The 20,048-nt window shown below is 57.4% G+C and carries 20 protein-coding genes; 9 read left to right on the top strand and 11 right to left on the bottom strand.

Annotated features, from left to right (window positions below):
* Positions 1-1,142, bottom strand: a protein-coding gene (locus tag B9Z44_RS04325; RefSeq protein WP_211308669.1) for an IS3 family transposase whose coding sequence is annotated in 2 segments (ribosomal slippage) — positions 1-896 and positions 896-1,142 — 1,143 coding nt in all. Because the reading frame shifts where the segments join, the coding sequence is not laid out codon by codon here.
* Positions 1,143-1,175: 33 nt separating this feature from the next.
* Here B9Z44_RS04325 and B9Z44_RS04320 point away from each other — a divergent pair.
* Positions 1,176-1,679, top strand: coding sequence for a hypothetical protein (locus B9Z44_RS04320; protein WP_146180583.1), 504 nt, complete (start codon positions 1,176-1,178; stop codon positions 1,677-1,679).
* Positions 1,680-1,684: 5 nt separating this feature from the next.
* On the opposite strand, the gene B9Z44_RS04315 is transcribed toward B9Z44_RS04320, so the two are convergent.
* Complete coding sequence (locus tag B9Z44_RS04315; RefSeq protein ID WP_108358139.1) at positions 1,685-2,605, bottom strand: DMT family transporter; 921 nt, start codon at positions 2,603-2,605, stop codon at positions 1,685-1,687.
* Between the two features lie 111 nt (positions 2,606-2,716).
* On the opposite strand from B9Z44_RS04315, the gene B9Z44_RS04310 reads away from it, so the two are divergent.
* Positions 2,717-3,700 carry a quinone oxidoreductase family protein gene (locus tag B9Z44_RS04310; RefSeq protein ID WP_108358138.1) on the top strand — a complete coding sequence of 328 codons (984 nt, stop codon included), beginning with the start codon at positions 2,717-2,719 and terminating at the stop codon, positions 3,698-3,700.
* A 16-nt stretch (positions 3,701-3,716) separates the two neighbouring features.
* Here B9Z44_RS04310 and B9Z44_RS04305 read toward each other — a convergent pair whose 3' ends face one another.
* The 4 genes from B9Z44_RS04305 to B9Z44_RS04290 all read right to left on the bottom strand — a co-directional run bounded on the left by B9Z44_RS04305 (position 3,717) and on the right by B9Z44_RS04290 (position 9,088).
* The gene (locus B9Z44_RS04305) at positions 3,717-4,466 is read right to left on the bottom strand and encodes a 2OG-Fe dioxygenase family protein (RefSeq protein ID WP_108358137.1); all 750 of its coding nucleotides are present in this window, start codon (positions 4,464-4,466) and stop codon (positions 3,717-3,719) included.
* A gap of 2 nt (positions 4,467-4,468) precedes the next feature.
* Positions 4,469-4,969: a signal peptidase II gene (gene lspA, locus B9Z44_RS04300; protein ID WP_108358136.1), complete on the bottom strand. Its 501-nt coding sequence runs from the start codon at positions 4,967-4,969 to the stop codon at positions 4,469-4,471.
* Positions 4,970-4,989: 20 nt separating this feature from the next.
* Complete coding sequence (ileS, locus tag B9Z44_RS04295; RefSeq protein WP_108401796.1) at positions 4,990-7,902, bottom strand: isoleucine--tRNA ligase; 2,913 nt, start codon at positions 7,900-7,902, stop codon at positions 4,990-4,992.
* 130 nt (positions 7,903-8,032) lie between these two features.
* Complete coding sequence (locus B9Z44_RS04290) at positions 8,033-9,088, bottom strand: bifunctional riboflavin kinase/FMN adenylyltransferase (RefSeq protein ID WP_108401795.1); 1,056 nt, start codon at positions 9,086-9,088, stop codon at positions 8,033-8,035.
* Positions 9,089-9,197: 109 nt separating this feature from the next.
* Here B9Z44_RS04290 and B9Z44_RS04285 point away from each other — a divergent pair, with 109 nt between their 5' ends.
* On the top strand, positions 9,198-9,755 hold the full coding sequence (locus B9Z44_RS04285) for an HNH endonuclease (RefSeq protein ID WP_108401794.1): 558 nt from the start codon (positions 9,198-9,200) through the stop codon (positions 9,753-9,755).
* 129 nt (positions 9,756-9,884) lie between these two features.
* Here the strand turns inward: B9Z44_RS04285 and purN are convergent, their stop codons facing one another.
* Positions 9,885-10,475: a phosphoribosylglycinamide formyltransferase gene (purN, locus tag B9Z44_RS04280; protein WP_108401793.1), complete on the bottom strand. Its 591-nt coding sequence runs from the start codon at positions 10,473-10,475 to the stop codon at positions 9,885-9,887.
* A gap of 45 nt (positions 10,476-10,520) precedes the next feature.
* Complete coding sequence (locus B9Z44_RS04275; protein WP_108358131.1) at positions 10,521-10,757, bottom strand: DUF1653 domain-containing protein; 237 nt, start codon at positions 10,755-10,757, stop codon at positions 10,521-10,523.
* 20 nt (positions 10,758-10,777) lie between these two features.
* Between B9Z44_RS04275 and B9Z44_RS04270 the strand changes: the two genes are divergently transcribed.
* Together B9Z44_RS04270 and B9Z44_RS04265 are read left to right on the top strand one after the other, a co-directional pair.
* Positions 10,778-12,112, top strand: a complete 1,335-nt coding sequence (locus B9Z44_RS04270; RefSeq protein WP_108401792.1) for an RsmB/NOP family class I SAM-dependent RNA methyltransferase — start codon at positions 10,778-10,780, stop codon at positions 12,110-12,112.
* 51 nt (positions 12,113-12,163) lie between these two features.
* Positions 12,164-13,375, top strand: coding sequence for a DesA family fatty acid desaturase (locus B9Z44_RS04265; protein WP_108358129.1), 1,212 nt, complete (start codon positions 12,164-12,166; stop codon positions 13,373-13,375).
* A 119-nt stretch (positions 13,376-13,494) separates the two neighbouring features.
* Here B9Z44_RS04265 and rpmG read toward each other — a convergent pair whose 3' ends face one another.
* The 3 genes from rpmG to trxB all read right to left on the bottom strand — a co-directional run bounded on the left by rpmG (position 13,495) and on the right by trxB (position 14,996).
* Positions 13,495-13,665, bottom strand: coding sequence for a 50S ribosomal protein L33 (gene rpmG / locus B9Z44_RS04260; RefSeq protein WP_100131508.1), 171 nt, complete (start codon positions 13,663-13,665; stop codon positions 13,495-13,497).
* Positions 13,666-13,690: 25 nt separating this feature from the next.
* Positions 13,691-13,924 (bottom strand): 50S ribosomal protein L28, encoded by a 234-nt coding sequence (rpmB, locus tag B9Z44_RS04255; RefSeq protein ID WP_100131507.1) that lies wholly within the window; start codon positions 13,922-13,924, stop codon positions 13,691-13,693.
* 115 nt (positions 13,925-14,039) lie between these two features.
* Complete coding sequence (gene trxB, locus B9Z44_RS04250; RefSeq protein WP_108358128.1) at positions 14,040-14,996, bottom strand: thioredoxin-disulfide reductase; 957 nt, start codon at positions 14,994-14,996, stop codon at positions 14,040-14,042.
* A gap of 104 nt (positions 14,997-15,100) precedes the next feature.
* Between trxB and B9Z44_RS04245 the strand changes: the two genes are divergently transcribed.
* The 4 genes from B9Z44_RS04245 to B9Z44_RS04230 all read left to right on the top strand — a co-directional run bounded on the left by B9Z44_RS04245 (position 15,101) and on the right by B9Z44_RS04230 (position 20,046).
* Positions 15,101-17,452: a DNA translocase FtsK gene (locus B9Z44_RS04245; protein ID WP_108401791.1), complete on the top strand. Its 2,352-nt coding sequence runs from the start codon at positions 15,101-15,103 to the stop codon at positions 17,450-17,452.
* A 49-nt stretch (positions 17,453-17,501) separates the two neighbouring features.
* Entirely contained in the window at positions 17,502-18,155 is a 654-nt protein-coding gene (gene lolA, locus B9Z44_RS04240; protein ID WP_108402800.1) for an outer membrane lipoprotein periplasmic chaperone LolA, read from the top strand.
* Positions 18,156-18,163: 8 nt separating this feature from the next.
* Positions 18,164-18,682: a DNA-deoxyinosine glycosylase gene (locus tag B9Z44_RS04235; RefSeq protein WP_108358126.1), complete on the top strand. Its 519-nt coding sequence runs from the start codon at positions 18,164-18,166 to the stop codon at positions 18,680-18,682.
* Positions 18,683-18,756: 74 nt separating this feature from the next.
* On the top strand, positions 18,757-20,046 hold the full coding sequence (locus B9Z44_RS04230) for a replication-associated recombination protein A (protein ID WP_108402799.1): 1,290 nt from the start codon (positions 18,757-18,759) through the stop codon (positions 20,044-20,046).
* Positions 20,047-20,048: the final 2 nt, after the last annotated feature.

Genomic DNA, 20,048 nt, shown 5'->3' with positions numbered 1-20,048 from the left:
TCATAGCGCAGTTTGACGCTGCCGCTCGAACTCATAGGGGCTGAGTTGATCGAGGTGCTTATGGCGTCGAACTCGATTGTAGAAACCCTCGATGTAATCGAAGATGTCCGACTTAGCTTCAGCCCGAGTTTGGTAAATCCGCTTCTTGATTTGTTCGCTCTTCAAATTACTGAAGAACGATTCAGCAACCGCGTTATCCCAGCAGTTGCCTCGACGGCTCATGCTCGGGCTCAGTCGGTTGTCTTTGCACCAGCGGTTGAACTCATCGCTGCCAAATTGGCTACCCTGGTCAGAATGGATGATCACTGAGTCCTTTGGCCTTCTGCGCCACACCGCCATCGTCAATGCATCCAGCACCAAGCTCGTCTGCATGCGTGGGCCCATACTCCATCCCACCACCGCACGCGAATGCAAATCTAGTACAGCCGCCAAATACAGCCACCCTTCATGTGTGCGGATATACGTGATGTCCGTCACCCAAGCTTGGTCGGGTTCGTCGTGTTGGAACTGGCGCTGCAACTGGTTGGGCGCAACCAATGAAGGCTTGCCCACTTTGTACCTAGGGCGTTTGTAGCCTCGAACTGATTTGATTTGAGCCACACGCATCAGCCGCGCCACACGGTTTTCGCTACAAGCCACGCCAGCTTCACGCAGGTCACAGAAGATGCGCGGACTGCCGTAGATGCCCATGCTCTGGTCGTAGAACTCTTTGATCTTTGCCGTCAACACCTCATTGGCTCTTGCCCTTGCTGAGAGCGGCTCATGCAGCCAAGCGTAGTAGCCGCTGCGGTGAACTTTGAGAACGCGGCACATGCTGGTGAGTTTGAATTCGGATCGGTGGGCTTGAATAAATGCGTACTTCACCCGGACTGCTTTGCAAAGTACGCGGCGGCCTTTTTTAGGATATCGCGCTCCTCGGTAGTGCGTCTTAGCTCAGCCTTGAGCTTGGCCATCTCGGCTTGCAGCACCTTTAGATCGTTGGTAGATGGTTCATCAGCCTTTTTGAACTTACTGACCCACGTGTACAGAACACCTTCAGCAATGCCTAGTCGCTTGGCTACATCGACAACCGAGTGGCCTTTATCGATGACTTGTTTGACTGCCTCGTCTTTGAACTCAGGGGCATATTTCGCTCGTTGCATTTGCAATTCTCCATTTCAGTTTTGACATCATATTTGTCTACTGATTTGGGGGAATGCCAATTTGCTGTTGATAACGACATGATTCCCGAGTGCAAAGACTACGCCACCAAAGGCAACAGTCTCGATTGGAAAGGACCATCATGCGATTCAATCAATTGGCGAGGTAAAAAATGCCACATCTTCATGCTCAACGAAGCAAACGAAATAGCAGGTGTTGGTCGTGTTGACATTGGGCGTGACATGCAACTCATCAAAGGTAAGCCATTTTGTTTTGACGTTAAAGCCATGACTGCACCACCAGAAGTGCCGGATGCGTTTCTCGTCACGCTTGGTTATATCGACAGTGCTTGGTTTCCAGACCCACGCAATGAACCTGACCAGTTTTTAACCACGGTGTTGCTGCGTTTAAAACAAGAAGACAACGGCAAGCTCACCATCACACACGACACATCTTGCTTAGATAGCACCAACCGCATCGCCAACTTAGGTACGGCTCGTAAACGGCTACGAGAGTGTGCGGTTTATCTGGGGAAATAAATCTGTTACTTGCGTGACGACACCACAATGCCGCCAATGATGAGCGCAAACGCCGCAGCGTGATACAGCTGCGGCATTTCGCCCAATACCAAGGCTGACAAGGTGGCGGTGAACACAGGAATGAGGTTCACAAAGAAGCCAGCAATATTCGGTCCCACGCGTTGCACGCCCAAGCCCCAGCAGCGGTAGGCCAACAGCGAGGGGCCAACAGCCACATACACCAGCGCGGCCACCAAAGGCCAGCCCCAGCTGATGCGCACATCGCTCAAGCCTGTGAATCCCGACCACTCGGCGCCGCTGAAGGCGGCGGACCAAAACAAACCAAACACCATTTGCGCAATCAGGAAGTTGGCCCAGTTGCTGCGCGCTTCGGCGGGCTCTTGTGTGCGGGCCAATAACCAGCTGTACCAAGACCAACAGGCGGTGGCAATCAACACAAACACATCGCCCAGTACCAAGTGCACATTGGCCAAGGCTTGCCAGTCGCCACGGCACAGCACCACCAACACGCCCAAGATCGACAGCAACGCGCCGGCCATTTGTCGTTTGCGCACGGTCTGTTGGAAAAATAATGCGCCCACCAGCAGCATGAACACGGGCATGCTGGCCCCCACCAACGTCACATTGATGGGGGTTGAGGTTTGCAGTGCCAAGTACAGCAAACTGTTGTAGCAGCCCACACCCAACAGCCCCAGCACGGCGTAGTGCTTCCAGTGCGCCCACAAAGGGCTGGTGCGGCCTAGCACCTGGTGAGCGAGCGGCAACAACAGCACAAAGGCCAAGGCCCAGCGAATGAAGTTGAGGGTGAGTGGCGGGATCAGGTCCGCAATCATGCGACCCACCACGGCGTTACCAGCCCATAGCAGGGGAGGTATCAATAAAAGCGCCGCATTGCGCGGCGTCAGGGTGTGAGGAACAACAGACATAAGGGCAGGACTTTACCCGAGGGCTCAGATAACCTGTGCGACACGCATGGCACCCATTTCGTGGCAGGATTCAACGTCTTAAAAATTCACCTACATCTGGAGCATCACCCCATGACCAAAGCAGTCATCATCGAACAACACGGCGGCCCCGAAGAGCTCAAGCTCGTTGACGTGACCGTGGGCCAACCCGGCCCAGGCGAGATTCGCATTCGCCACAAAGCCATTGGCCTGAACTTCATTGATGTGTACCAACGCAGCGGCGTGTACCAGCTGCCTATGCCTTTGCATTTGGGCATGGAAGCCTCGGGCATCATCGAAGCCGTGGGCGAGGACGTGACCCATTTGAAAGTGGGCGACCGCGCTGCTTACGCCAGCCAGCCACCCGGCAGCTACTGCGAAGAGCGTGTGATGCCCGCCAAGTGCGTGTGCAAATTGCCAGACGCGATCTCGTTTGAAACCGGCGCCGCCATGATGCTCAAGGGCTTGACCGCTCAGTATTTGCTCAAGCGCACGCTGCCTCAAGGCGGCTTGAAAGCCGGTGACTTCATCTTGTTCCACGCTGCCGCGGGCGGTGTGGGCCTGATCGCTTGCCAATGGGCCAAGGCTTTGGGCTACCAACTCATTGGCACCGCTGGCAGCGATGCCAAGTGCGCTTTGGCCAAAGCCAATGGTGCTGCACATGTCATCAACTACAACACCGAAGACTTCTTGGCTCGCGTGAAAGAAATCACAGGCGGCAAGGGCGTGAAAGTGGTGTACGACTCGGTGGGCAAAGACACGTGGGACAAGTCACTCGACTGCTTGGCACCGTTTGGTTTGATGGCCAGCTTTGGTAACGCCTCAGGCGCCCCGGCTCCCATCGCGCCAGGCATCTTGGGCCCCAAGGGTTCGATCTACCTCACACGTCAAACTTTGTTCAGCCACATCGTCACGCGCGAAAGCACGCAAGAAATGGCCGACGATTTGTTTGACGCGGTGACCAGCGGCAAGGTGAAGATTCACATCGACCAAACTTACCCCTTGGCCGACATCGCCCAAGCACACCGCGACTTGGAAGCCCGCAAAACCACGGGTTGCACCCTCATCACTTTGTGATGACAGCGCAGGCGTTTCAGGCGCTGGGTTCGGCATCCTGAAACTTGTCTGCGCGGCAGGTGAGCACCAGCGTGTCGCGATGACCGCCCTCAGCCAATGGCTGAATGGGCGTGCTTTCGTGAATCATGCGGGTGTCGTCTAACAACATCAACGACCAAGGCTCGCTCAGCGTAAAGCGTTCGCCTTGTGGGCCGTTGGCTTCAAACACGCGGGTTTCACCGCCTTTGATGTGGGTGCGGTTGACCATGAACACCGCCACAAAATCTACGCCATCGCGATGTGCGCCTTCAGGCGTGGGGCGGCCAATGCCGTCGGTGGTGTCAATGCGGAACTGATGTGCTTCGATGCACCACTTGGTTTGGGGTGTGCCGCGTACTTGGGTAGCGGTTTGAGCTAATGCAGTGAGCAACTTCGTCCACGCAGGTGTGGCCACCGTGGCCTCGTGCATGGGTTCGAACCAACGCTCCATACCGCCGTGCAGCGCGTTGTAGTCGAGTGACTGCCAATGGGCGCGGTGTGGCACCTGGCGGAGTGTGCCGTTCTCAAACACAAAGCTGCTGTGACGGCGGCGGCGGTAGCGGCCACCGTCTTTCAGGTAGTTGTCGGCTGGCATGTTGTCCCAATCGGGGGACAGTGCTTGCAGTTCGTTCAACTGACAACCAGCCCACTCGGCCACGCTGGTGGCGTTGAGCATGCCGTAGCCTTTGTGTTGAACCGTGGTGTTTAGTTCGGTGACCGCAACAGTTTTTGGGGGCAGTATTTGCATGCTTAGTTCCCGCGACGCACGCGCAGCACTTCATCCAAGATCAAGCAGACAGCGCCGACCGTGATCCCGCTGTCGGCAATGTTGAACGCAGGAAAGTGAATGCCAGCGTAATAAAAATCCAAGAAGTCCACCACGTAGCCGTATAAGACGCGGTCAATCACATTGCCCACTGCGCCGCCCAAGATGCAGGCAATGGCAAAGCCAAACAGTTTTTGACCAGGGTGTTTTTTGAGCATCCACACCATGGCGATGGTGGCCACCACACCGAGGCCCGTGAAGAACCAACGTTGCCAGCCACCCGCCGTGGCGAGGAACGAAAACGCAGCGCCTTCGTTGTGCACGCGCACGATGTTGAAAAAGCTGGTGACGGGAAAACCTTCGCCCAACTGATACGCGCTGACCATCAACACCTTGGTGAACTGGTCGGCCAACAGCACCACCAAAGCGAGCCCTAACCACACCCAATATGAGGTGGTGTTGCGGATGAAGGTGTGGCGTGCCATGGGTTGCTTTCGTGAAGGTTTTAAGCGAAGTGACGCACTTCACCGTCGCCGTGCAAGTTGCTGTCGCAACGGCCGCACAGGGTGGGGTGAGCGGGGTTGTGGCCCACGTCGTCGCTGTAGTGCCAGCAGCGTTCGCACTTGGTGGCTGCGCTGGCTTTGACGTCGACTGTCAAGCCTTCGCCTTTTGCCAAAGTGACCTTGGAGGTGATGAACACAAATTTCAAGTCGTCGCCCAACGAGGCCAGCGCGTCATACGCAACGCCATCGCAGTGGATGACCAACTCGGCTTGCAGCGATGCGCCCACCAAACCTTCGGTGCGTTTGTTCTCGATTTCTTTGTTGGCGATTTCGCGCACTTGCTGCACGGCATGCCACTTGTTCATCAGTGCCTGATTGCTGGCGACTAGGTTGGTGAAAGTTTCCAAGAAGATCGACTCAGATTTGCCAAACGTGGTCCACGCTTCTTCAGCGGTGAAGCTGAGGAACGGAGCCATCCAACGCAGCATGGCGTGGGTGATTTGGTGCAACGCAGTTTGCGCGCTGCGACGTGCGAGTGACTTAGGCGCTGTGGTGTACAGGCGGTCTTTGAGCACGTCCAAATAGAACGCACCCAAATCTTCCGAGCAGTACAGCTGCAACTTCGACACCACGGGGTGGAACTCATACGCGTCGAAGTGCGCGCGAATGTCGGCTTGCACTTGCGCTGCGCGAGATAGCGCGTATTTGTCGATTTCCAACAAGTCTTCAAAGGCCACCGCGTCTTTGGCTGGGTCAAAGTCACTCACGTTGGCGAGCAAGAAGCGCAGCGTGTTGCGGATGCGGCGGTACGCGTCGACCACGCGGGCCAAGATTTTGTCGTCGATGTTGAGGTCACCCGAGTAGTCGGTGGATGCTACCCATAAGCGCACGATTTCGGCGCCCATCTTGTCGCTCACCTCTTGCGGCGCCACGGTGTTGCCCAAGCTCTTGCTCATCTTGCGGCCTTGGCCGTCGGTGGCAAAGCCGTGGGTCAGCAGGCCTTTGTAAGGCGCGCGGTCGTACAAGGCGCAGCCGAGCAACAACGAGCTGTGGAACCAGCCACGGTGTTGGTCGTGGCCTTCGAGGTACAGGTCAGCCTCGGGGGTGGAGTTGTCAGGCGATGCGTGGAAAGGTGCGCGGTGATTCACGCCAAAGTTGTAGGCATCTTTGTGGCTGCCGCGCAGCACGTGTTGGAAGGTGGAGCCAGAGTCAAACCACACTTCCAAGATGTCGGTGCTCTTGGTGTAGCTGGCTGCATCGTCGCCGGGCTGGTTGAGGATGTCCTCCACCGTCACACGGCTCCATGCTTCGATGCCGCCTTTTTCGACGATGTCTGCCGCTTGATCCATGATGGCCATGGTGCGTGGGTGCAACTCGCCGCTGTCTTTGTGCAAGAAGAACGGCACGGGCACCCCCCAGCTGCGTTGGCGCGAGATGCACCAGTCGGGGCGGTTGGCAATCATGTCGCGCAAACGTGCGCGGCCGTTTTCTGGATAGAAGTGGGTTTGGTCAATCGCGTGCAACGCGAGTTCACGCAGTGACTTGCTCGATTTGTCGGTGATGAACTTGCCCGTGGTTTTTTCGGTGGTGCTGTCAAACGCATCCATGCGGATGAACCACTGCGCTGCCGCGCGGTAGATGACGGGCGTTTTGTGACGCCAGCAATGGGGGTAGCTGTGCGTGATGGTTTGTGTGGCCATCAAGCGGCCTGCATTTTGCAACGCTTCCAGAATGACGGGCACTGCTTTCCAGATGTGCTGGCCACCGAACAACGGGAAGTCAGCGGCATACGCGCCGTTGCCTTGCACGGGGTTCAAGATGTCGGTGTACTTCATGCCGTTGGCCATGCAAGAGTTGAAGTCATCCACGCCGTAGGCGGGGGCGCTGTGCACGATGCCTGTGCCATCGCTCTCGCCCACGTAGTCGGCCAAGAACACGGGGGCTGTGCGTTGGTAGCCAGCGTCCACATGTGACAGTGGATGGTTGAATTCAATCAAGCCCAGCTTGTCGCCGGTAGCTGTTGCCACCACTTTGCCTTCGAGCTTCCAACGCTCCAAACATTTCTCGACCAAGGAAGCTGCGCACAAGAACAAACCACGCTCGGTGTCCACCAAGGCGTAGTTGATGTCGGGGTGCATGTTGAGCGCTTGGTTGGCAGGGATGGTCCACGCGGTGGTGGTCCAGATGACGGCGAATGCTTCTTTGTCGAGCTTGGGCAAACCAAATGCAGCAGCCAACTTCTCGGGCTGGGCGCACAAGAAGGCCACATCGAGCGTGTCGCTCTTTTTGTCGGCGTATTCAATTTCAAACTCAGCCAAAGATGAGCCGCAGTCAAAGCACCAGTACACGGGCTTCAAGCCACGGTACACAAAGCCACGTTCCATCACGCGTTTGAAGGCGCGCAGTTGGCCGGCTTCGTTGGCGGGGTCCATGGTGCGGTAGGGGCGCTCCCAGTCGCCCAACACACCCAAGCGTTTGAAGTCTTCGCGTTGTTGCTCGATTTGCTCGGTGGCGAATGCACGGCTTTTGGCCTGCATGTCGTCGCGGCTGAGTTTGCGGCCATGCAGTTTCTCGATGGCGTTCTCGATGGGCAAACCGTGGCAGTCCCAGCCGGGGATGTATTGCGCGTCAAAGCCGCCCAATTGCTTGGACTTGACGATCATGTCTTTCAACACTTTGTTCAGCGCGTGGCCGATGTGCAGCTTGCCGTTGGCGTAGGGCGGGCCGTCGTGCAACACAAACAGCGGTGCGCCTTGGCGAGCCACGCGCAGTTTTTTGTACAAGCCTTGCTCATTCCATTGCTTGGCCCAAGCGGGTTCGCGTTTGGGCAAGTCACCACGCATGGGGAACGGGGTGTCCATCATGTTGAGGGTGGCACGGTAGTCCGTGGACGTTGGGGTGGCTTTGTCGGTCATGGCAATCTCAGGTCGGAGGCTTAAATATCAGGGCGGTGGCTGCGAAAGCCGCGTTTAAAGGGCGGGCTTCAAGGCAGACGAGAAGAAAGAAGTGCGGGGCCGTGTGCAGCAGAAGGGGCTGCACGCCCCGTCAAATTCGTGCTGCGAGCCAGGCGCGTGCATCGTCGCAGTCTTTGTGTATGCCTTGCATCAAGGCGTCCAGACCGTCGTACTTCAGCTCGTCGTGTAATTTGTGCAGCAGTTCCACGCGGATGATTTTACCGTAGCCCCCCTCAGCGCCTAGGCTGGCGGGCCAGTCGAGGCAATGGGTTTCTAGCAGCACGCGGCCACCGTTCACATCCGACGGGTCAAGCGAGGGGCGAATGCCCAAATTGGCCACACCCGCCAAGGGCTGCTCGGCCAAGCCGTGCACCTGCACCACGAAGATGCCGCTGGCGGCGGGCTTCCAGTGGCTGAAGCGCAAATTAAGCGTGCGGCAGTTCAGCTCGCGGCCCAGCTTGCGGCCGTGCACCACATGGCCCGAAATGGCATAAGGGCGGCCCAGCAACTGCGCCACCTCTTGCATCGCGCCACGGCCCATGGCCTCGCGCACGGCAGAGCTGGAGACGCGTAGGTTGGACCTACCGCCTGGCCGCCCCAAGGCAGGGCCAGCCCCCTCGGGGGGCAACGAGGACACAAGGTGCCGAGTGTGGGGGCTCGATACTTCGTAGCTGTTCATGCGGGCCACGTCAAAACCGTGGGCTGTGCCTGCGGCGTCGAGCATGGCGTAGTCGCCCGCACGTTTGGCCCCAAAGCGGAAGTCGTCACCCACCAGCACGTATTTCACGCCCAGGCCTTTGACCAGCACCTCTTCGATGAAGGCCTGCGGCTGTTGCGAGGCAAAGGCTTGGTCAAACGGCAGCACCACGCATTGGTCCACACCGCAAGCGGCCAGCTCGTTGAGCTTGTCGCGCAAGGTGGCGATGCGGGCAGGGGCCAGGTCGGGCTGTTGGTGCTGTTCGGCGAAGAAGTCGCGCGGGTGCGGTTCAAACGTCATCACGCAACTGGGCACGCCGCGATGGCGCGCCTCGTTCTTCAACAGGGCCAGCATGGCTTGGTGGCCACGGTGCACGCCGTCAAAGTTGCCAATGGTCAAAGCGCAGGCCTTGGCCAATTTCGGGTGATGAAAGCCTCTGAAAATTTGCATAACTTAGGTGAAATGCGACAGCTATAAAACCGTCACTCAATAAAGGTATATTGTCAGCGATAGATGTGCATTCCCCAACGGTCGTTTTTAAAGCGAATGGAGGTCAGGTGTGAAGGTCTTGAAACTGTCTGCCCAAGGGCTACCGCAGTCGTGGATATCGCTGGAACAAGCGGTCATTCACTACGCGGCCGACGAAGTACGCTGGGAATCTGGCGGCGAAGTGGCGGTGTTTCATGGCGGCACCAATGCCATCACAGGACAGCAGTCCATCATCACGGTCAACAGCATCATCGGCACCAAGGGCGTGCCCAACATCAACCCGTTTGATTTGAAATCGGGCCTGACCAACGACAAGCTTTTCAGCCGCGACCGCAACGTTTGCGCTTACTGCGGCGACCACTTCCACGAATCAGAACTCACCCGTGAGCACATTCGCCCGATTGGCCAACGTGGCCCGAACACTTGGATGAATGTGGTGACGGCGTGTAAATCGTGCAACCACCGCAAGGGCAACCGCACGCCCGAGCAGGCGCGTATGCCGCTGTTGTATGCGCCTTATGAGCCTTCGTTGTGGGAGGACTTCATCTTGCGTAATCGCCGCATCTTGGCGGATCAGATGGAGTTTTTGATGGCGCATGTGCCTAAGAGTTCTCGGCTCTTGGCTTGAGTCTGCTTCTTTCGGGATGGGCTCTGGCGCTTCGCTGAGAAGGAAATGGCCATCTTCCTCATGCTGGAGTACCAGAAATCGTCAGCTGGCCATTCCCTTCTCAGCTACGAGGTTCTTCACTCCGTCTGTTTACTTCGCCAGTAACTCCGCCACCGCCTTCGGATAAATCAAATGCTCCTGCGTCAACACCCGCGCAGCCAAGGTGTCTGCGGTGTCGTCGGGCAGCACGGGCACTATCGCCTGCGCGAGGATGGGGCCGTGGTCTAGTTCGGCGGTGACGCGGTGTACGGTGGCTCCTGCAAATTTGCAGCCGGCTTCGATGGCGCGCTCATGCGTGTGCAGGCCGGGGAAGGCGGGCAGCAGCGAGGGGTGGATGTTGAGCAGTCGGCCTTCGTAGTTCGCCACAAAGCCTGGGGTGAGGATGCGCATGAAGCCTGCCAACACAACGAGGTGAGGTTGGTGTTTGTCGATTTCCGCCATCAAGGCAGCATCAAAGGCTTCGCGGGGTTGGGGCTGGTCGGCGAAGGCTTTGTGGTCAATGACCGCCGTGGCGATGCTGTGTTCTTTGGCAAACACCAAGCCTTTGGCGTCGGCTTTGTTGCTGATGACGGCGCTCACCTGCGCGTTGAATTGCTTGGCCCAGTTTTGAGCTTGCGCAGTGCGCACGATGGCGGCCATGTTGGAGCCGCCGCCAGAGATCAAGATGACGATGTTTTTCATTGCCGCGAATTATCGCGGGGCTGCAAACACCGCTGCATACAAGGTTTAGTTTGTTTTCACGAAACGCGCTTGCATCACGCCGTCAATCAGCACCTGTTCGCTAAACATTGCCGCAGGGCGCACCCACAGACCGTGCGCGCCGTAGAGGGCGCGGTAGACGGTCATGGCTTCTAGCGTTTCGCTGTGGCGGGCTGTGCCAATCACCTCGTATTGGCCACCTTTGTAGTGGCGGTAGAGGCCGATGGGGGTTTCTTGCAATGGGGGGAGGTCTTGGTCGTTCATAGGATGGGACAATACACCCTATGCATCCAAAAGCCCTTCTTGAAGCTTGTACTGAGCTTGTTCGCCTCACTTTGAAGTTTGACCATCCTGCCGACGCAGTGGTGTCTAAGTTTTTCCGTGACTACCGTAAAACCTATGCCTTCGGCCCGCGCGAGCGTGCGGCCTTGGCCGAAACCACCTACAACGTGTTGCGCAACAAACTGCGCTTCGACCACTTTGCGCCTTCGGGCTCCGGCCCCAAAGAGCGCCGCTTGGCCATCCTCGGCTTTGCCCAGCATCTGAAAGACCAAGCGCCTGCCAACAACGCCCCCAAAAGCGCCAAGCACGCCAACAACAGCCCGCTCGACTTTTTGATGAGCGCGCTCAACAAACAAGAAGCCGCCTGGCTCGAAGCCTGCGAAGCCGTGAGCCCTGCCGACCTGATGGAACGCCATCGCCACAACATGCCCGAGTGGCTGGTGGAGCCGCTCAAGGCCCAAGTGGGCGAGGGCTTCTGGCCTTTGGTCGAACGCCTCAACGGCGGTGCGCCGCTGGACTTGCGCGTGAACACCTTCACCGACAAACGCGCCGATGTGCAACACGAGTTGAAGCTCGCCGGCATCAAGGCCGTGGACACACCGTTTTCGCCTTGGGGCTTGCGCATTGAAGGCAAGCCGGCCTTGTCGGGCCTTGACGCGTTTTCGCGTGGCGCGATTGAAGTGCAAGACGAAGGCTCGCAGTTGTTGGCCTTGTTGCTCGACGCCAAGCGCGGCGAGATGGTGGTGGACTTTTGCGCAGGCGCGGGCGGCAAAACGCTGGCCATTGGCGCGTCCATGCGCAGCACTGGCCGCTTGTATGCGTTTGATACCTCGGGTCATCGCTTGGAATCACTCAAGCCACGCTTGGCGCGTAGCAAGTTGTCGAACGTTCATCCATCCGCCATTGCGCACGAGCGTGACGAGCGCGTGAAGCGCCTGAGCGGCAAGATCGACCGCGTGTTGGTGGATGCGCCTTGTTCGGGCTTAGGCACCTTGCGCCGCAACCCTGATCTGAAGTGGCGTCAGTCGCCCAAGGCCGTGCAAGAGCTGACGAACAAGCAAACCTCCATCTTGGCCAGCGCCGCGCGCTTGGTGAAGTCGGGTGGCCGTTTGGTTTATGCCACGTGCAGCGTGTTGCCCGAAGAAAACGAGGCGATTGCCCAAGCCTTCAGCGCAGCCCATCCCAACTTTGTGCCGTTGTCAGCAGCCGACACCTTGACTGAGTTGAAAGTAGCCAATGCCGCTTCGCTTTGTACAACCGACGGCTTGTATTTGCGCCTTTGGCCCCATCTACATGCCACGGACGGCTTCTTCGCCGCGGTTTGGGTAGCCAAATAAGCACCTAAACCCTAAAATTGAAGGTTATTTTCATAAAACTGAAAGATAGACATGTTGTTACCCAATTGGGCTTGGCTTGATGCCACGTTGAACTGGCTGAGCTATGGCTTGCTGCACTTTTCTGGCTGGCAAGTCTTCATCGTCACGATGGTGCTCACACACATCACCATCGCCAGCGTGACCATTTATTTGCACCGCCACTCGGCGCACCGCGCGTTGGACTTGCATCCGATTGCGGCCCACTTCTTCCGCTTCTGGCTGTGGCTCACCACCGCCCAAGTGACCAAAGAGTGGACATCGATTCACCGCAAGCACCACGCCAAGTGCGAGCAAGCGGAAGACCCACACAGCCCACACATTCACGGCATCAAAACCGTGTTGTTCACGGGCGCGGAGCTGTACCGCAAAGAAGCTGAAAACCTCGAAACCCTCGAGCGCTTTGGCCATGGCACACCCAATGATTGGATCGAGCGCAACGTCTACACCCCACACTCTGTGCTGGGTGTGTCGTTGATGTTGGTCATCGATTTGGCTTTGTTCGGCGCTTTGGGTTTGACCGTTTGGGCCGTGCAGATGATGTGGATTCCCGTCACTGCCGCTGGCATCATCAACGGTGCAGCCCATTACTGGGGTTATCGCAACTTTGAGGCGCCAGACGCCAGCACCAATATTTCGCCATGGGGCATCATCATTGGTGGCGAAGAGTTGCACAACAACCACCACACCTACCCCACATCGGCCAAGTTGTCGGTCAAGCCCTACGAGTTCGACTTGGGCTGGCTCTACATCCGTATTTTGGAAACTTGCGGTTTGGCCACTGTGAAGAAAACAGTGCCTAAGTTGGCCTTTGGCGACATCAAGCCTGTGGCGGATGAAAAGACTTTGGAAGCTGTCATTGCCAACCGTTACGAAGTGATGGCCAATTACGCCCGTCAACTGCGTTTGGCCATGAACCAAGAGTTGTCCAGCATGTCCACTTTGCCTGCCGACTCTGTGTTGGCGGCGGCCAAACGTTGGATGCACCGTGATGCTGAGAAAGTGCCAGCTGCCGTGGTGGGTGAACTGGCCCAAGCCCGTGCTGTCTTGCCTGACGTGGACACCATGGTGAAGATGCGTGAAGAGTTACGTCAGTTGTGGCTCAACACCAACCACAACCGTGCGCAACTGGCGCTAGACCTGCAAGCTTGGTGCAAACGCGCTGAGACCAGCGGTATTGCTGCTTTGCAAGAGTTCTCGATGCACTTGCGTGCTGCACGCGTATAAACGCTTCTGCAAATAAGACAAAGGCACCTTCGGGTGCCTTTTCTTTTGGGTAACTTTGTACAGGCAACAAAAAACCCGCCATCTTGCGAGAGCGGGTTCTTGATAAGGTCCAGCCTGAATTACTTCAGTTTGGTTTCCTTGTATTCAACGTGCTTGCGAGCTTTGGGATCAAATTTCATGATCAACATTTTCTCGGGCATTGTTTTCTTGTTTTTGCTGGTCGTGTAGAAGTGACCTGTGCCGGCTGTCGATTCCAGCTTGATTTTTTCGCGTCCGCCTTTGGATGCCATGATCGTGTCCTTTCAGTAACTGGAATTAAGCTTGACCGCGCGAACGCAAGTCAGCCAACACGGCGTCGATGCCGTTTTTGTCGATCAAACGCAGAGCTGCGCTAGAGACGCGCAAGCGAACCCAACGGTTTTCAGTCTCTACCCAGAAACGGCGGTATTGCAGGTTAGGCAAAAAACGGCGTTTTGTTTTGTTGTTCGCGTGGGAAACATTGTTCCCAGACATTGGGCCTTTGCCCGTTACTTCACATACGCGTGCCATGTGGACACTCCATATCAACGGCGGTCGTTCCCACGAGCGCCTCACCTCGCCAAAAAGGGTGGCGGTAACCCATCTTCTTCGCTGAATTCAGCAAAGCCTGAGATTGTAGCGTCTTTTAATGGGCGCCTTGCTCCAAGAAGCGCTGGGCGTCCAAAGCTGCCATGCAGCCCGTGCCAGCGCTGGTGATGGCTTGGCGGTAGATGTTGTCTTGCACATCGCCTGCCGCAAAGACGCCGGGCACGCTGGTCATGGTGGCAAAGCCCTCTGAGCCGCTCTTGGTCAGCAAATAGCCGTTTTTCATGGCCAGTTGACCTTCAAAAATACCGGTGTTGGGAGAGTGGCCGATGGCGATGAAGCAGCCTTGTGTGGCAATGTCACGTGTGCTGCCGTCGGCGGTGCTTTTCAAGCGGATGCCTGTCACGCCAGAGGCGTCGCCCAACACTTCGTCCAAAGTGCTGTTGGTTTCGAGCACGATCTTGCCTGCGGCGACCTTCTCCATGAGCTTGTCGATCATGATGGCCTCGGCCTTGAAGGTCTCGCGGCGGTGCACCAAGTGAACTTTAGAAGCAATATTGGAGAGGTACAGGGCTTCTTCCACCGCAGTGTTGCCGCCGCCAACCACGCTGACCACTTGGTCGCGGTAGAAGAAACCGTCGCACGTGGCACAGCCCGACACGCCGCGGCCCATGAAGGTTTCTTCAGAAGGCAGGCCCAAGTACTTGGCCGATGCGCCCGTGCAGATGATGAGCGTGTCGCAGGTGTAAGTGCCGCTGTCGCCCGTCAAAGTGAAAGGGCGTTTGGAAAAATCGACCTTATTGATGTGGTCAAACACGATTTGGGTGTTGAAGCGCTCAGCGTGTTGCTGGAAGCGTTGCATTAGCTCTGGGCCTTGCACGCCATTCACGTCGGCAGGCCAGTTGTCGACTTCGGTGGTGGTCATCAGTTGGCCGCCTTGGGCCATGCCGGTGATCAACAGGGGCTTGAGGTTCGCGCGGGCTGCATAAACAGCGGCGGTGTAGCCAGCAGGGCCGGAGCCGAGAATCAAAACTTGGGCGTGTTGGGTGGTAGACATCTGAGCAACGCAATCAAAGAGACAATAAAGACAAGATTGTAAGAACCTCTCCCTTTACCCCTGACGGCGTGTGGTTGCCGCTCGGGTAAGCTCTCCCTCTAGACATGACTTACTCGCTCAATACATTAAAGAATGACCCGCGCGCCTCTGCTGCCGACGCGGACCACAAGCCCACAGGTTTTCGCCGCTTCGCGCAAGAAATTGCGCTGACGGCTGGCTTTGTGTTCATGACTTTTTGGCTGCTGGCGCTGCTGACCCATTCGCCGCTTGACCCTGCGTGGACCACGTCGGGTTCGGGCACCACCGTGCGCAACTTTGGTGGTCGCTTGGGCGCGTTGTTCGGCGACTTGAGCTTTTTCTTGCTGGGCTATTCGGTGTGGTGGTGCTATGTCGCCGCCCTGGCGGCTTGGTTGGCTGCATTGGCCAATCGCTTGCGCGACGAAGACGAGCCACAGCCTGAACATACCGGCTGGCGCTACACGCGCTTTGCGTTTTGGGCAGGTTTGGCTTTGCTGTTGATTTCCAGCACGGGTTTGGAGTGGACGCGCATGTACCGCTTTGAAGACCGTTTGCCCGGCCACAGCAGCGGCGGTGTGTTGGGTTACTTGGTGGGCCCATCCAGCTTGAACTGGTTGGGTTTCAATGGCTCCGGTTTGATTTTCATTGTGTTTGGTGTGGTCGGTGCCTCGTGGGTGTTCCGCTTTTCATGGGGACAAACCGCTGAAAACATGGGTGCTTTGCTAGACGGCATGTACGAGAAATGGCGCGAGCGCCGCGAGCGCGAAGAAGACGTGGCCTACGGCTTGGTGGCCGCCCGCGAGCGCGAAGAAGTGGTGTTTGAAGAGCGTGTGGAAATCAAAGAGCATCCGCCCATCACCGTGCACATCGAGCCCGAAGTGATTGAAGTGCCCAAGAGCGCACGTGTGGCCAAAGAGCGCCAAAAGACCTTGTTCACCGACGCGGCCACCGACTCACGCTTGCCGCAAGTTGACTTGCTGGACGACCCGCTGATTCGCCAAGACACCGTCGCCCCCGAAACGCTGGAAATGACCAGCCGCATGATTGAGAAAAAACTCAAAGACTTCGGCGTCGAAGTGCGTGTGGTGGCAGCGTCGCCCGGCCCTGTGATCACCCGTTACGAGATTGAACCCGCCACAGGCGTGAAGGGTTCGCAAGTGTTGAACCTCGCCAAAGACTTGGCGCGTTCGCTCTCGCTGGTGTCGATCCGCGTGGTCGAAACTATCCCCGGCAAAAATTACATGGCGCTGGAGTTGCCCAACGCCAAGCGTCAGTCCATCCGCTTGAGCGAAATTTTGGGCTCGGACGTGTACAACGAATCCAAGTCCATGCTCACCATGGGCTTGGGCAAAGACATTGTGGGCAACCCCATCGTGGCCGACTTGGCCAAGATGCCTCACGTGCTGGTGGCGGGTACCACGGGCTCGGGTAAATCGGTGGGTATCAACGCCATGATTTTGTCCTTGCTCTACAAGGCCGAAGCCCGCGATGTGCGCTTGCTGATGATCGACCCCAAGATGTTGGAGATGTCGGTTTACGAAGGCATTCCGCACTTGCTGGCCCCTGTGGTGACCGACATGCGCCAAGCCGCACATGGCCTGAACTGGTGCGTGGGCGAAATGGAAAAACGCTACAAGCTCATGAGTAAGTTGGGTGTGCGTAACCTCGCCGGATACAACGCCAAGATTGACGAAGCCGCGTCGCGCGAAGAGTTCATCTACAACCCCTTCAGCTTGACGCCCGATCAGCCCGAGCCCTTGCAACGCTTGCCGCACATCGTGGTGGTGATTGATGAGTTGGCCGATTTGATGATGGTGGTGGGCAAGAAGATTGAAGAGTTGATTGCACGTCTCGCTCAAAAGGCGCGTGCTGCCGGTATCCACTTGATTTTGGCCACACAGCGTCCTAGCGTGGACGTGATTACCGGTCTGATCAAAGCCAACATTCCCACGCGTATCGCGTTCTCGGTGGGTTCCAAAATTGACAGCCGCACCATCCTTGACCAAATGGGTGCTGAAGCACTGTTGGGCATGGGCGATATGTTGTACATGGCCAGTGGTACAGGTTTTCCCGTGCGTGTGCACGGTGCGTTTGTGAGCGACGAAGAAGTGCACCGCGTGGTGAACTACTTGAAGAGCCAAGGCGAGCCCGACTACATCGACGGCGTGCTGGAAGGCGGCACGGTCGATGGCGACGGCAATGCCTCAGGCCCCGATTTGTTTGGTGATGTCGCGGCCGAAAAAGACCCGATGTATGACCAAGCTGTTGAAGTGGTGCTGAAAAACCGCAAGGCCAGCATCTCACTGGTGCAACGCCACTTGAAGATTGGTTACAACCGCGCCGCACGCTTGGTGGAAGACATGGAAAAGGCCGGCATGGTCAGCGCCATGAGCAGCAATGGCCAGCGTGAAATTTTGGTGCCCAAGCGTGATGAATAAAAATGCTGAGCAAAGTTTGAGCAAGGTTTCAGCTTTTGTGAATCGCGCCATGCGTGGAGCTGGCGCTGGCTTGGCCATCGCAGCGCTGAGCGCAGGTGTTGCGTCTGCCAGCAGCTTGGACACGCTGGAATCGTTTTTGAAATCCACCAAAAGTGGCCGTGCCGATTTCACACAAGTCGTTACTTCGCCGGCCAAAGCAGGTCAGACCACGGTGCGCAGCAAAACATCGACGGGCCAGTTTTCATTTGTGCGTCCCACACGTTTTCGTTTTGATTACGTCAAACCGTTTCCGCAAGTCATCGTGGCCGATGGTCAAACTCTGTGGTTGTACGACGCCGACCTAGAGCAAGTGACGGCGCGCAAACAAACGCAAGCCTTAGGCAGCACACCTGCCGCTTTGGTGGCCACGGCGGCGGATTTGAGCGCCTTGCAAAAAGAGTTCACGCTAGACGCCCAGCCAGACGCTGATGGTTTGCAGTGGGTGCAGGCCACGCCCAAAAACCGCGAGAGCACCATCCAATCGGTGCGCATGGGTTTGCGTGTCGATGGTGTGCAAGTGAGTCTCGGTAAACTCGAAATTTTTGATGCCATGGGGCAGCGTTCGGTGCTCAGCTTTGAGCGTTTTGAAGTGAACCCTGCCAACCTCGGCGCAGCGCAGTTCAACTTTGTGACGCCTAAAGGCGTGAGCGTCATTCGTCCTTAAGCGTCCATATGACACAGGCCACGCCCGTGTTGCAAGGCTTGCCGCCTTTGCTGGACGCCAACACACGCTTGGTGGTGTTGGGTAGTTTTCCGGGCGTGGCCTCGCTGCGTGCGCAGCAGTATTACGGCCACCCACAAAACCAGTTTTGGAAAATCATGGGCACGCTGTTGTCGCCCCATGCCGCAGACGTGCTGGCCACGCCCTATGCCGAACGTGCGCAGTGGTTGCTCAGCCAAGGCGTGGGCTTGTGGGATGTGTACGCCGCCTGCGAGCGCGAGGGCAGCCTAGACGCCAACATCCAAAACGCACAGCCCAATGACTTGCAAAGCCTGCGCATACGTTGTCCCGCGTTGGTGGCGATTGCGCACAACGGCGGTGAGAGCTTCAAACACGCCAAGCTCACCCGCGCTTTGGGCTTGCCCGTGCATCGTTTGCCGTCCACCAGCCCCGCGAATGCGAGCTGGACGTTGGCACGCAAGTTAGAGGCTTGGCGTGAGGTGTTTGACGCGGCGGGCTTGCTGCGCTGAATGGCCGCTTGAAGTCCAGCGTTGCTGGCCCTTCGCTACACTCACAGCTTGTACAAATCAAAGCCTTTTTAAGCGTGTCCTCCACCCACATTCCCCTCGCCGAACGCCTGCGCCCACGCACGCTGGGCGACGTCATTGGTCAGCAGCATTTGCTGGGCGAAGGCATGGCCTTGCGGGTGGCGTTTGAGTCAGGTCAACCGCACAGCTGCATTTTGTGGGGCCCGCCCGGTGTGGGCAAAACCACCATCGCCCGTTTGATGGCCGATGCGTTTGATGCGCAGTTTCTGTCCATCAGCGCCGTGTTGGGCGGCGTGAAAGAAATTCGCGAATCGGTGGAGTTGGCCATCGCGGCCCGTGACTCACTCGACCCCAAACGTACCATCATGTTTGTGGACGAGGTGCACCGCTTCAACAAAAGTCAGCAAGACGCGTTTTTGCCGCATGTCGAATCGGGCTTGTTCACCTTCATTGGTGCGACCACTGAGAACCCGTCGTTCGAGGTGAACTCGGCCTTGCTCTCGCGCGCTGCGGTGTACGTGCTGCAGTCGCTCAGCGTGGACGACCTCACGCAAATCATTGCCAAAGCACAAGCCATTGGCGCGGTGCCTGCGTTGGAAGACGCAGCCCTAGAGCGACTGATTGCCTATGCCGATGGCGATGCGCGTCGATTGCTCAACACGCTTGAGACCTTATCGGTCGCGGCCAACCGCGAGAAGCTCGAAGAAATCAACGACGCATGGCTGATGCGCGTGTTGGGCGAGCGCATGCGCCGCTACGACAAAGGTGGCGAACAGTTTTACGACACCATCAGCGCCTTGCACAAATCGGTGCGCGGCTCTGATCCGGATGCCGCTTTGTATTGGCTGGTGCGCATGCTCGATGGCGGGGCTGAGCCCAAATACATGGCGCGCCGTTTGATTCGCATGGCCGCCGAAGACATTGGTTTGGCCGATCCACGCGCTTTGCGTTTGGCGCTGGATGCAGCCGAGGTGTACGAGCGCCTGGGCTCGCCCGAGGGCGAGTTGGCCTTGGCCGAGTGCGTGGTGTATTTGGCCGTCGCACCCAAGTCGAATGCTGTGTACAAGGCCTACAACGAAGCCAAAGCCCTCATCAAAAAAGACGGCACGCGCCCCGTGCCCATGCACCTGCGCAATGCGCCGACCAAGATGATGAAAGACATGGACTGGGGCAAGGGTTACCGTTACGCGCACGACGAAGAGGACGGCTTTGCCGCGGGCGAAAACTACATGCCTGAAGGCTTAGAAACTACGGGCTTCTACCGCCCTGTCGAGCGTGGTTTAGAGATCAAAATCGCCGACAAGTTGCGCCACTTGCGCGACAAAAACAAACAAGCAGGTAAATAACA

Source organism: Limnohabitans curvus, from assembly GCF_003063475.1.
Taxonomy (GTDB): domain Bacteria; phylum Pseudomonadota; class Gammaproteobacteria; order Burkholderiales; family Burkholderiaceae_C; genus Limnohabitans; species Limnohabitans curvus.
This window is presented reverse-complemented; position numbering and strand designations above follow the sequence as displayed.